Origin of the sequence: Cohnella endophytica (assembly GCF_003628305.1) — a bacterium.
Lineage (GTDB): Bacteria > Bacillota > Bacilli > Paenibacillales > Paenibacillaceae > Cohnella > Cohnella endophytica.
In genome coordinates, this window is sequence record NZ_RBZM01000009.1 from 332,509 (window position 1) to 345,882 (window position 13,374).

The 13,374-nt window shown below is 52.7% G+C and carries 8 protein-coding genes; all 8 read right to left on the minus strand.

What is annotated here, in order from left to right:
- Positions 1-8: 8 nt before the first annotated feature.
- On the minus strand, positions 9-1,166 hold the full coding sequence (locus tag D7Z26_RS21575; RefSeq protein ID WP_120979087.1) for a Ger(x)C family spore germination protein: 1,158 nt from the start codon (positions 1,164-1,166) through the stop codon (positions 9-11).
- An 8-nt stretch (positions 1,167-1,174) separates the two neighbouring features.
- Positions 1,175-2,623, minus strand: a complete 1,449-nt coding sequence (locus D7Z26_RS21580) for a spore germination protein (protein ID WP_158602397.1) — start codon at positions 2,621-2,623, stop codon at positions 1,175-1,177.
- Positions 2,620-3,705 (minus strand): endospore germination permease, encoded by a 1,086-nt coding sequence (locus D7Z26_RS21585; RefSeq protein ID WP_158602398.1) that lies wholly within the window; start codon positions 3,703-3,705, stop codon positions 2,620-2,622. The genes D7Z26_RS21580 and D7Z26_RS21585 overlap by 4 nt, the downstream gene beginning before the upstream one ends.
- A gap of 192 nt (positions 3,706-3,897) precedes the next feature.
- Positions 3,898-6,609: a discoidin domain-containing protein gene (locus D7Z26_RS21590; RefSeq protein ID WP_158602399.1), complete on the minus strand. Its 2,712-nt coding sequence runs from the start codon at positions 6,607-6,609 to the stop codon at positions 3,898-3,900.
- A 338-nt stretch (positions 6,610-6,947) separates the two neighbouring features.
- Entirely contained in the window at positions 6,948-7,874 is a 927-nt protein-coding gene (locus tag D7Z26_RS21595; RefSeq protein ID WP_120979091.1) for an ROK family protein, read from the minus strand.
- A 16-nt stretch (positions 7,875-7,890) separates the two neighbouring features.
- On the minus strand, positions 7,891-9,597 hold the full coding sequence (locus D7Z26_RS21600; RefSeq protein ID WP_120979135.1) for a class I mannose-6-phosphate isomerase: 1,707 nt from the start codon (positions 9,595-9,597) through the stop codon (positions 7,891-7,893).
- Between the two features lie 116 nt (positions 9,598-9,713).
- A complete protein-coding gene (locus D7Z26_RS21605) occupies positions 9,714-10,499 on the minus strand; it encodes a DeoR/GlpR family DNA-binding transcription regulator (RefSeq protein WP_120979092.1) in 786 nt (261 codons plus the stop codon).
- A 140-nt stretch (positions 10,500-10,639) separates the two neighbouring features.
- Positions 10,640-13,354, minus strand: coding sequence for a golvesin C-terminal-like domain-containing protein (locus tag D7Z26_RS21610; protein WP_158602400.1), 2,715 nt, complete (start codon positions 13,352-13,354; stop codon positions 10,640-10,642).
- Between the last annotated feature and the right edge of the window lie 20 nt (positions 13,355-13,374).

Genomic DNA, 13,374 nt, shown 5'->3' on the forward strand with positions numbered 1-13,374 from the left:
CTCAGCTCTTACTCTTTTACGAAGTCTCGGAGTATGCCGCTATGCATGAGCTTGATCTTAACGTCTATCGATTCCAGCGATTGTTCGTTCACATGAATCGTACCTTCTTTTTCGAGCTGTTTCCACATGCCGTAGTGATGCAAATAGGTGTGATAGTCCAACTGGTAGATATCCGCGTTTAAGGCGAGCGCGTGAGCAAACGTTTCCCTCACTTCTTTCTGAATGAGGGTTTTCGCGATTTGCGTCATTCTCTCCACGTTCGCATCGTCTTTCATCTCGACGACATTGCCCTTAACGGATAGCGTGATTTTGTAGCGTGGCATCCCCCTCCCGAACGTCTCGGCAATTTTCAAGCTAGGACTCTCCACGGAAAGAACCCCTAACATCTGATCGCCGTCCACGATCGGAAGCGGCGTTCGCTTCGTCGCCGGATTCATCCAGCGTAGTCCGATTAATTGATCGTAGCTCAGCCATCCTTTTAACACCTTGCCGCTGATGATGAAGGCGCCGTTGATTTGCAATTTGGGCTCCGGATCCCGGTTTTTCTTCCATTGCTTCTGGTTGACGCTAAGCGTAGGTAGAATGACGGTCTTGCCCGGCTCCAGAATGTCCGCCAGAAAATGAAGCCAACTAATCGGCTCTATCCACGATCTTTGCTTATAATTGCTTGTCGGTTCGTGAAGGATCGAAGTCAAGGAGGACATATTGAAAAAATCCGGCGTACTGAACATACTCTCGATGTTTTCCCACGTTCCGTATACCCATTGCGTGTATCGTGTATCGTGAAACCGGTCATAGGCATCCTCGAATTCCTTAACCCCTTCTTTCAAAGCGGCCTCAGTCATGACGATCGAAGTAATATGGCTCCACAATATTCTTTGTTGAGACGTTAGATACAAATTGTTGGCTGCCAAGTTGACGGTTAACCCTTGCCCTTTCCCAATGAAAGAAACGGCTGGAGAATCGCTCTTTCCTTTTTCCTGCTTCGCCACATTAGCGAAATCAATCATCTGGGCATAAACGGCGTACTGATGATCGGCATAGTCGAAGCCCATCGCGGTAACGTATCTATTTTTCTCAACGTCATAACTATCCCAGCATCCAGTCAGCGAGAACATGGCGAGCATGGCCGCGGCTATTATTCCAATGACCCGAATCGGATTCATGCTAGTACCTACTCCTTGTTCTCGAGATCCGATCGTTTCAGCATTGCCGGCTTCATATCTTTCCAACGCTTCGGAATGTCCAGTACCGCCTTTAGAAGATCCTTGAACGAGACCGGGGATAGGGGCTCCAAATATCCGATACCCAGCGAGCTCAGTCCGGACATATATGCGACGATAGAGAACATGCAAATGAAAAAGCCAAACATGCCAAGGATGGAAGAGCCGACCAGCACAAACAGTCTCATGACGCTGACGGTTCCGCTTAATGACATGTTGACCAACGTAAACGTCGATACGGCGGTAATCGCCGAAGTGACCAGCAACGTAGGAGACGTTAACCCGGCACGGATCGCCGCATCGCCGACGATCAAACCTCCGACGACCGCTATCGTCTGGCCTACAGCCTTCGGAAGCCGAACGCCCGCCTCACGAAAAAGTTCGAACATTCCCAGCATGAGCACTGCTTCCATCGAAGTCGAGAAAGGAAGACCGATTCTGGAGTTGGATACCGTGGCCAGCAAACGGAAAGGCAGCTGTTCGGAGCTGAATGTGCATAACGCGACCCAGAATCCCGGCAGAAAAATAGCAACGAATAAACCGATAATACGCAACATGCGCTCAAAAGCCACGAAATAAAACGGCAGATATGAATCTTCAGGCGACTTTATCTGCTCTATCAAATTGGTGGGCAAGATGAGGGCCATTGGCGAACCGTTCACCAAAACCACCAATCGTCCCCGGACCAAAGCCTGTGAGGCATAGTCGGGCCTGCCGATGTAATCGAGCAACGGAAAGAGAGAAATCTTCGTGTCCCCTAGCCCTTCTTCAAATTGGGAGCTGCTAAGAAGCGCCTCGGTTTGAAAGGCTTGAATCCGGGCGCGCGCTTCATTGATTAAGTCCGGTCGGGCTACTCCGCTTAAGTACATCAGCGAAACCTCAGTATGGCTATGCTTTCCCAGCACAAATTTTTCATTGTGCAGCTTGGACGTGCGCAATCTTTTGCGGATTAACGCAACGTTCGTCGACAGCTCTTCGATAAACCCGTCCCGAGGTCCCTTTAACGAAATTTCGGTTGTCGATTCGGAAGGATCTCTCTTTGGAATGCTTTTCATGTTATTCGCGTAAATCCGTTTCGTCCGATGATGAAACAGAAGAAGCGCCCCGCTGAACAAGCTGAGCGACAAGTCCTTGCCCGATTGCAGCTCCGTCAATTCCAATCGGGCTTGCAAGGCCGTCAACGATTCGGAATCGGATTCACTTCGGAACGACTGCTCTAACAGGGGCAGAACGGTTTCGGACAACCACTTGCCGTCTCCCATTCCTTCGCAATACACCAGCGAGAACTTCTCGCCCGTTTCCCCGAAGGAACTGGTGCTTATTTTAATATCCTCGCTGTACCGATAATGCGAACGAAGCTTTTCCTCATCCCAATCATGAAAGAAATTTTCCTTGTTCATGCCCCTGCCCTCTTTTTGCTTGGAATCCATAATACCGTGAACAGTAGCCAGAAGGACGAGAAGAGAATAATGGCGAAAGCGCAGATATAGTACCATTTAACGATGCGCAAATAAAGCATATCGCTGATTATCGGCATGATCGCCAGCAGCAGCAAAATGCCGGCCGAGATGGCAATTGAGTATTGGCGCGAACGATTGCTCTTGCTTATTAAATCGGCGACCAAATAGAGCATTAAAGAAATTCGGATAAAGGCGCCTGATAGCCACTGGTAGATCGACAGAAAATCTACATGCGAAAAGTAGTCCCCGATTCGGACCAACCTCCATTGTTCGAAGGCCGGATATCTGATCTGATCCGATTTATACCCGAAAGTGGCAATCGCCCCCGTCAATGGACCGATCGTCAACCCGGAAATGATCAGTACGAGAATCATGATATGATACCACTTGAATTTACTGCGGATATGATGTTGTAGCAGCACGAGTACGAATACCTCGATAAAGCTGCTCGCCGCATACATCATGCAAGCTGCGATCGAAGAGAAAGAGTTGGTAAAGAGAGGGAAGAGTAAGGTATAACGCTTAAATTCGATATTCGCCGTCATTACGAAATAACCGAGAACCCAGACAAAAGGAAGCAGTATTCCCGCGCAAATAGCGATGGATCGGATGCCTTTGAAGGCAGAATAAACGCAGAGTGCGAGCAAAGAGAGGGCCGTCGCCAGAATCGGGGTTTCCGGTAGAAAGGAGACCTTCGTCCATAGAATGACCTCTTTAAACGTCACGAACGCGTTCATCAGGAAAAAGAAAAGAAACGGGAGGATTAGAAGCAGGGCTAAAGCAGGGTGCGTGTGCGTGCGCAGCCACTTCAAAATATTCGTCTGGCGCGTTTTTTTGGCGATCCAGTAAGGGATCAGCGTCCACAGCAGACAGAAGGGCAACACTAGAATTACGCTGATCCAAGAATCCTTATTGGCGGTATGGAGGAGCAAAGGGATGATGGTCACGTGGTTGTCCAGGCCGATCGCCATAATTAACAGCATGAAGGCCTGTAGAATGGAAATGCTTCCTTTGGGCAGCAAGGCCTCCATCCCTCCTCGGTCTCGGACACTCCAAGTATGGACATCTCCTATTCGAAATAAACCACTGACTTACGATCGAAAAACGCGGCGCATAAAGCTCAGAAAAACGGCGCCCCCTCGCGGGAACGCCGATTTCATCGCTATGGTTTGGCCGATCGGAGCGCTGTCCGTAACGCTTCAGCCAGTTGGAGATCAATACAGCTCGAATTCATAGATTCTCGCATTGTTCCGGTCTCCCGGAACTTGGTAATAACCGGCGTTATCCTGTACGGGCGCGGTAATATATAGCCTAAAATAGCGGGCGGTTACCGCCGTGATGTTGCGGTCCGTTACTCCTGCCGTGTTGTTCGTTACCGAGTCCGTGTCCGTCCAAGTATTGCCGTCGTTGCTCCTCTGCAGTTTGAAGTTTTTCGTATTGTACGCCGCCGTCTCGCCGTTGGAGCTCGCATGCTTGACAACCCAACGCGATACGCTGTAATTGCCTCCCAGATCAATGCGCAGCCATTTGTCGCCGGGTACGGCGCTTTGCGGCTGCGAAGTCCATTTCGTCGTGCCCAATCCGTCCACCGCTTTGTCCGCCGATTCGCTCGAACCGTTGATGTCGCTTGCGGTCGCCGTTTTATTCAGCGCCAAATTGCCGGATCCGCCTCCCGATCCGCCGGCCAATGTCTGATTCATGCGGTCGACGATCGTATTGTACGCGGTACCGTTAGGCGCCAGCAGCAACGTTTCGTTGGCCGAAGTCGTCAGCGAAATGTCCGTCCCCGTGACGGTTCCGGCGTCGGCGCCGTTTCGGTAGAGTCGTAGCGTTTGACCCGGCCACGGATTGACCAACGTTGCCGTTTTGCCCTTCTCGCTGATGAGGCGAACGTATTGAACCTGATTGCTCCTCATTTCGCTGGATACGAGGAACGCGCCGTCCGCCCGAAGATCGCCGTATTTGGCATCCGTACCGGTCGGCCAGTTCGGGAAAATCCGGATTTTCCCCTGGAACGATTGCAGGAACATCTCGGCCAACGTCGCCGTCGTCGTGTTGAGGTTTTCGATGCCTCCGCCGTTTGCCTTGAGGAAAAGGTTGTTGTAGCCGTTACTGCCGATAAACGAAGTCAGCTGATTCAGAATCGTCGTCGGGTCGTATCCTACCCGAGCCGCAGCGGGATAGAACGTGTTCGTGCCGTTGCCGTCCGTCCATCGGGCCATCTGGCCGATCATGTTTTTAGCCGTTTGAATGAGCGTCGAGCTGCTGGAAAGTCCGATTTGCCGGCCAGGGTAGATGTGCTGGATGCCGATCGCGTTGTCGTTGCTCCAGTCCCGTCCGACTTCCGTATAGCGGAAAACCGTTTGCCCGTTTCTTGTTTGGGTCGGGAACGCGCTCATCGTGTTCAATATATTTTGCCACGTCGTCCTCAAAGTCGCGTCCTGACCGAGCACGTTACTGATATCGATGCAGCCTTGCAACAGATACTTCACCAGTCCCAGCGACAAAACGCCGTTCGTCTGCGGAAGGGGATCGCCTTCGTGCTGCGCGTCGTTGTTGATCACGTATCTCGTGCCGTCCCAGGTCAAATAATTTTGCCAGAACTTGGCCGCTTCCTTCAAGAAAGCGTAAATGGAATTCGCGTACGCCGTATCGGCTGTCGCGTAATAATGGTCGAGCATGACCGTAGCCCCGAACGCCGCGTAAAATTTCTGATTGTGCGTGTTACCATCCGTGTCAATGGTGTACGGTCCGATGCCGACCGGATAATATACGCCCTGGAATCCGTTGGACGCCGCCAGCGACTGCGCTTTCGGAATATAATCCAGAATCGGTTTGTCGTAGGCGCTTGCGAGCTCCACATGGTTCGTCGGCATGGCGAAATAGAATGGAGCCTGGTAGTTGTAGTTCAGATGGTAATCGCCGCCCCAATCGGAGTTGCGGGCGATCCAGGCCCCCCACAATCCGGGAGGTGCTTCGCCCGCTCTCGAGCTGCTGCCGAGCAAATAAAGCGACCCGTAATAAAACTTTTCGATCGTCTTGTTCGGAATTTCGATGAACGATTTGCTGTAAAAAGAATCCCACCACGATTGGTGCGAGGATTTCAGGGAGTCCACGTCGCCTTGGGTTTTTGTGCTGATATTGCTGATGGCTAAGGACTGGTAACTTCCCGAATCCTTGTTGCTCATAATAGAAGTGATGAGAGAATATGTGCCGCCGGGATTCATGGTGAACGAAAGCTGGCTTCCGCTGACCGTACCCGTCGCCCCGATGACGCGAGTGGCGATTCTGGCCTTGATTGTCGCAATGCCGTTCACGTTGTCGGAGCTGTCCGCACGGACGTCGCGGTACAACACGTCGCCGGACGCGCCGGCGGAGCTGGCGAACGTGTTCTGGTTCGCCTGGTTGAGCGTGACGGTGACCGTTTTCGAACCGCTTCCCGAGTAAGTGAATTTCGTGACGAACAGATTGTTCGTCGTATCCGATGCCTGCACCCAGCTGGTCGTGTTTACGGTATTGCCTCCCGCGGAGAACGCGCCGTCCACCTGAGCGTTCGCGATCTTCTGCTCGGTCAGGTACGAGGCCCCGGTCATTCCGGATACCGAAACCCCCAATCTCGCGAGCGATTTCAATTGATGGTCCGCGACGGAGAAAAACTCGTTCTTGCCGAGCACGACCGTCATATTATCGATATTACCTACCAACACTGCACCAACGTCTCCGTTTCCAAGCGTCGGAGCGTTCGTCGTGTTCCCGAAGTTGCTGTCCGTCGGCGGCGAAGTCCACGTCCCCTTGTAAGCGCTTACGATTCGCAGGGCGTGATTCGTCGTGATGCCGTCGGCGCGGGCCGTCGTGATTCCGACCGTCCCAAGGACCGAGACGCCCGCAATGGCGATAACCAAGCCGATGAGCCAACCTTTCTTCATCAAAATACCTCCTTCGATTAGTAGAATACAACCTTGCCTTTTATTATCATCCGATCCGGATTCGGAATGATAATCGCGTTTTTCTTGCTCGGCCACGATCCGACGGGGATGCGGGCAGCGGGAACCGGGCGTCGAGCGGTAAGGCAGAATGAAAGCCCCGATCGTATGTGAGTCGAGCATACGCAATCTGGAGTCGGTTTGAACACTGCTTATTTTTGCGGCTTCAAAAAAAGACTGTACGATCTCGAAACCGGCGCCGCTGGCACTGTACTTTAAATAAAAAAAGCCGCCGACACGAAGGTCGGCGGTGATTTATCCGGCGGCATTGCAGGGATCGTCTAAGATAATACGAAATCATAAATGCCCATGAATGTGCTATAAAGCGTGTTGCCGCTTAATTTCACATCCGCTTTTATGCCCGCTTTCTCCAATTCTTTCTCAAAAGCCGGGACGAACAGCGTTCCGCTCTTGGAAATTTGGCCGCCGATCACGATGCGGTCGGGTTTAAATACTCGAAACGAAGGAGCGAGAATCTCTGCCATCCTTGTCCCGAAAGTCTCGAACAGATTAGCTGCAAGCCTATCCCCGGTTAGGGCCGCTTTCGCGTAATCTTTGACGTCAAGCCCTTCCTGCCCCAGCCGCATTTCCGAAGCCAATTGCAAGATTCCTCTTCTGGAAATCCAGTCGTCAGCAATTTTGCCTTGATAGGAAACGGGATATAGCCAGCCCTGATCCGGAACGTCGGCGCGATCTAGAACCAAACGACCGTTCTCCAAGAAGCAGGAGCCAAGTCCGGTTCCGATAGTCAGACATACGGCTCTATTGCATCTTCTCGCTTCTCCGTATCCGGCTTCGCCGAGTCCGAACAGCGCGGCGTCGTTTCCGAACCGGATGCCGAAGGACGAAGCAAGACGAGGAGCCAACATCCCGTGAGATCGAACGGCTTCTTCCAAGCGCTCTCCAAATGGAATGCCGTACAAAGCTTCGAATTTGCTCAGCCCCCGAATGAAGCTGATGCCTGCATCGTAATCGAAAGGACCGGGAAATGCCATTCCGATCCCTCCGATAAGCGGCGGCTCTTCCCCCGCTTTTGAGAGGAGATCGACGGCAATGTCCGCGAAATGCGCGACGATTTCTTCGGCGCTTCGGTCGGCGTGCGAATCATAATGCGAAATTGTCTCTTCGAGAATCGTTCCGCCGATGACCACGGCGGCTTTGATTTGCGTTCCTCCGACGTCATAAGCGAGAATGAGGTTCCGTTCCATCGTCTCCCGCCTCCCCTTATGTTCTTACGAAAGCTTTAATCAAGCCGACCTTCTTGCCCACGCTCGGGCCGCTTGGCCGAATCGTATAGGAGTCGACCGAAGCAGGGACGATAAACGTCTCGGCATAACGAATGACGTACGGCTCGAACGCGTTGGTCGGGCTTTCCACGGTCGCTTCTTCGCCTTCGACCAGATTCAGCATGTGCACGCTACCGTTCGCTACGTGCCGTACCGGCTCCGAGAACCAGAAGCGACGGGTTTCGATGAACTCGAGCTCGTGCAGTCCCGTGCGTTCTTCTGCCCAACCTTCCCCTTCGACTACTTTATCGATCCGGTTGACGCACTGCGATGTCGTCCAATCGGTCGTCCGGTTCCAATCGATGACATGGCTGCCATGCTCCACGTGAACGGGACGCGGCCTGCCGTCGAGGCCGAGCCGATCCCAGTCCCACAGCTTAAAGGTGAAAATATACGGCGTTGCGCTGATTTCCAGCACCATGCAGCCCGTAGCCGAGCAATGCACCGTTCCGGCAGGAATAAGGAAATGGTCGTGCTTGTTCGCAGTATACACGTTTACGTATTCCTCCGCAGGGAACGTGAACCCGCCCTTTTCCGCCTTGCGCAAATCAGTCAGCATCGCTTCCGGTTCAATACCGTCCCTGAGCCCCAAATACACTTCCGCTCCCGGCTTGGCATCTAGAATGTAATAGCTCTCGTCCTGCGTATAGGACATGCCGAATTGCTCGCGGATGTACTCGACTGTCGGGTGAACTTGAAGACTGAGGTTTTGGCCGCCGATTGTATCCAGAAAGTCGAAGCGAATCGGGAACTCGGCGCCGAATCGCGCATAGACCCTCTCTCCAAGCAGCTTGACCGATTCGAAGAAGACGAGGGTAATGGCGGGAAGCTCCACCTTGATATCGCCGTATCGGAAATAGAGGCTATTCTCTTCCGGGACTCCGTCGAAGCCCCATGCATACGGATGCTCCCGCTCGGGAAGCTCGATGTTCGCTTCCAGCCATGTTCCGCCCCACACGCCGGGATCGAAATAAGGCACAAGCCGGAACGGCCGGCTCGCCGTCTGCGCGAATCCGGCGAACAGCGCCTGCCGCGTGACCATCTTCGGTGCATTCTTGACGTTCGTATCCAGGTAGAAATCGACTCGGCCCAGCAACGACTTTTTCAGCCGGTCCGCCATCCGCCATTCGAAGAAAAAACCTCTTTTATATAAACGCAAAATATCGTTTTCAACCCGATTCGTCCGCCAGTTGCCGACTTCTTTCGAGCGGTAGCGCTGCTGAATTTCCCAGCGGGTCAAGTCCGCATAGACAACGACATCGCCCTCGGCGATCAACGAAGCGCCGAAGCCGATGACGATCGCGATGCCGTTCTCCGCTTCGTCCAGCTGACGGCGCATCGCCTCTACTTGGGCCGGATCGTAAAATTCATCCATCCTGAACGGCGCCATATAGCCGAATACCCGATCATCCGTCATGTATCGCTCGACCATGCGGTCCACTTGAGACGGCTCCAACGCCGCATCCTCCGACCGCACGATCAGAGCGGGAGCAAGCGATTCGGTTAATCCCGCAATGATTTCTTCCTGCCTGACGCCCGGATAACATTCCAAGACGACAACCGCACGCTTCTTGCCCGTTGCGGCAACCTCCTTTTGAATCCGACCGCCGATCGCCTCGTATCCCGCCCAAGCCTCGCTGTCCATGCCTTCGATTCGGGTAAACGGATACTTGTCGTAGAACTTGTTCACCTGTTAATCAGCTCCCATCTCCTTTTCAACATAATATATCACAAATTAACATAAATGAACAATTAAATATGTTAATTTATCGATACGACGTGCAATTCCGCGCCGCTGCTTTCGATTAACGCGCGATCCGCATCTCGGATCCCCGAATCGGTAACGAAAATATCGATATCGGACAAATTGGCCACCTTCGTAAAGTAACGGCTTCCGATCTTGGAAGCATCAAGGATCATAACGACTTTCTCGGACGCTTGAATCATGGCTTTTTTCACCTGCGTGTCCATTAAGTTCGGATCCGTAAAACCATCCTCGGCCGTGAATCCCAAAGCCGAAATAAACAGCGTGTCCGCATGGTAGCTCGCGAAAAATTGCTCTGCCAAAGGTCCCACGAACGTGCCCGACGCTTCGCGAAGCATACCGCCGCCGCTAATCATCGACCTTCTATCGGTAATGAGCGGGCGGAAAAGGTTCATCGTATTCACTCCGTTCGTCAGTACGGTCAATTCCGTGTATGCGCCCAACGACTCGGCCATTCGGGACACGGTCGTCCCGTTCTCCAGAATAATGACGTCGCGTTCCCGCACGAACGTTTCCGCAGCGTATGCGGCCAGCCTTTGTTTGATATCGCGATTGCGCGATTGCTTGACGGAAGCTTCCGGCTCTTCGGGCGCGGGCAAAGCGCCGAGATATACCGCTCCCCCGTGCGAGCGCCGCACGCGGTTTTCCTGTTCCATCTCGCGGAGGTCTCGTCTGACCGTCATTTCCGATACGCCGAAGTGGTCGCTCAGCTCTTTCATGGTCGCCGCGCCGCGTTGCGCTAAATAGTTCAGGAGCATCTGTTTTCTTTGCAAGGGAAGCATAGTCACACCCCGAATTTTTTTAACTTATTCTAACACAAATGATCAACGCCAACAAAGAAGCCCCGATCTATGATCGAGGCTTCTGTCGTAAAGTTTATCCGCGTTAAGAAGGCCTTTACTCCTCTAAACGAGGCGCAAACTTACGGAGTCAACTGCACAGAATCGATAAAGGCCGTGTTGTCCGTGGTCGTTGCGCCTTGGAACATGATCGTATGGCTTCCCGCGCCGAGCGTGAACGCGCTCGTGGCGAACGAACCGAAAGTTCCCGAACTAGGCGAGAACGTGCCTTGATTCGTGCCGTCGACAAGCACGTTAAACGTTTGCTGCCCGCCGAAGCTTGTTCTTCTCGCGGCTTTAAAGCTGACTTTAAACGTTCCTCCCGCGGTCAAAACAAACGTTTGGGAGATGGTGCCGTCCTTCTGCAACAAGGCCATCTGCGTTCCGTCGGGCGCCGCCGGCGTCCCCCAAGCGCCGTTATTCTGAAGGACAAGCCCGGCGTAGCCGCCGAATGTCCAACTGCCTCCGGTCGGATTGTACGCGTAGCCGTTCGGCTGGCCGCTCATGCCCGGAGCTTCGAAATTGCCGTTCTCCAGAATCGGAAACAGATAGATTTCGCCCATATTGAAGCTGCCCGTCGTCGTGCCCGGCTCGATATCAAACCGGATTCCCGTAATCGTCCCCGTCCACGAAGCCATCGTCGTCATATCGACCGCATAGGTTTTGAATTGGGAATCGTTTGCCGAGATCGTAAAGGTTTTGCTTTTCGCCTCGTCCCAGAAATTGCTTCCGCTCGTCTTGAAATAAATTTTCCCTTGCGTCGACGCGGTATTGTTTTTCAACTTGATAATCATTTGGTTTTGATCGCTACTTACATTCATCGAATCGTTGAAAATATACGGATCATCTCCGTTGATATTGTAAAGGGTATTGTCCGAAAGCGGGGAGGCATGCGCTTCGGATACGGCATGCCGAGAAAATCCGTTGATGCCGGTATCTTCGTTCGTCAGCTTGAATACGGTACTGCCCGTTCGTGTCGCTTGGGCGACGGGAACGATCTTGATCGCGTCCCCGATCGTCGTTCCGCTGGAGGCGGCCGTCAGCTTGACGTACGGCGAAGCGCCTTTTCTTAACGTATAGGTGCCGAGCAGATTCCATTTGCCGCCGTTCGTCGTCTGATCGACGGATACGTTAGAGGAGTTGGTTCCGTCGTAGACGGTATACGTCGCCGCCGTAGCGAAGCTTGGATCCTCGGCCCACCAAGCATAGACGTTGTATGACTGCGTAGCCGGAATGACGGGATTAAACGTCATCGTCGCCCCGCTTCCCGGCGCGGCGGACTTCACCCCGTACAAGTAAGGCGTTTGATACGAATTCGTCGATGCCGGTACGTTCGTCCAAATGCCGGTCGTGTTCACGGAAGCCGCATCGTAGTCGTCGACGATGAGAGTGTCGGATACCGCGTTGATATTTCCCGAATTGGTTACGGTACCGCTAATATTGACGTGTCCCTGCGCTTTCTCGAATACGTTGTTCTTAACCGACGAGTTCGCGTCCGGGGTGACCGCAACGTACACTTCTCCGTTATTGAAGTTTTTCAGCTCGTTTTGAATAAAGACGTTGCCCACGACGTTCGTGCTTCGATTGGCTCCGTTCGTGCCGAAATACATGATGCCGCCGGAATGGTTGTTTTTGAAAATATTGTTCTGCGCCGTAACGTTCTCGTTGTTGCCTTCGAAATCCAGACCGCAGCCGTCCACGGTGTTTTTGCTGGAGCCGATGAATTCGTTGTTCGTTATCGTCAGATTTTTGGAATCCGAAACGCCGCCTCCCGTAGGACCGTAACTGTACGGGGACTCACCCGAGTTCGTTGAAATGACGTTGCTGACCGTTCCTCCGTCAGTCCCTTGCATCCACCAGCCGAAGGTGCCGCCGGAGTTGCTGGAATTGGTCAAATTTACGTTTTGATAATTGACTTGCGTTCCGTCGGGGTACAGCTCCCAAGGGTTGTTCGATCTTCTTACGGGCATAAGCAAACTCTTCGTTCTTACGCCTCTTAGATTGCTTAAGTAAATATTTTTTCCTCTGATGCCGTTGTCTCCCTGATAGCTGTCTCCGGTCAGAATAACTCCCGCCGAATAAGTGACCCTGAAATGCACGGAATTTTTGATACCCGGATTCGTGCCGTCCGGTTGGTCGTTCGAGAAGTAATCGATACCGTCGATGTCCGCAAAATCGATATTCGTAATCGTTGTGCCGTCATTCGTTTGTCCCGCGTTATTCCACAGAACGATACCGCCTTGCGCATTGGATAACTTCAAGTCTTGAACTTTCCATCCGTGCGGATTCTGGATAAACACGGCGAAATAATCCTCGTTGGCGCCGCTGCTCTCGTCGAAGCCGGCGACAAGACCTTTCCATGACGATGGATTCGAGTTGTATTGAGAATAGTTCGGCGTATAAGTGCCTTTGATGACCGGCTTGGCCCCCGTTCCGTATGCGCCCAGAACAATGGGATTGAGAGGATCGCCTTTGCTTCCGTTTCTAAAGCCCGTCCTATAATAGTTATGCGTTCGGGTCGAACTGTAATAACCGTCGTCGTAAACATTGCCTTCGCTCGTCCAAGTATCGCCCCGTTTGAGCAAGATTTGGTCTCCCGGCCCGTAAGCCTGATTGGACGCTTTAACGAGCGTTTTCCACGGAGTGCTGGAGCTTGTTCCGTTGTTGCTGTCGTTTCCTGAAGAACTGCTGACGTAGTAGGTAGTGCCCGCTGCGTGCGCATATTCCGGGATACCCGTAACCGCAACGGATAAAACGAGACCGAACGCAATCAATAAAACAAAAAATCTTTTTGACATTATCGATTCCTCCTTATTTT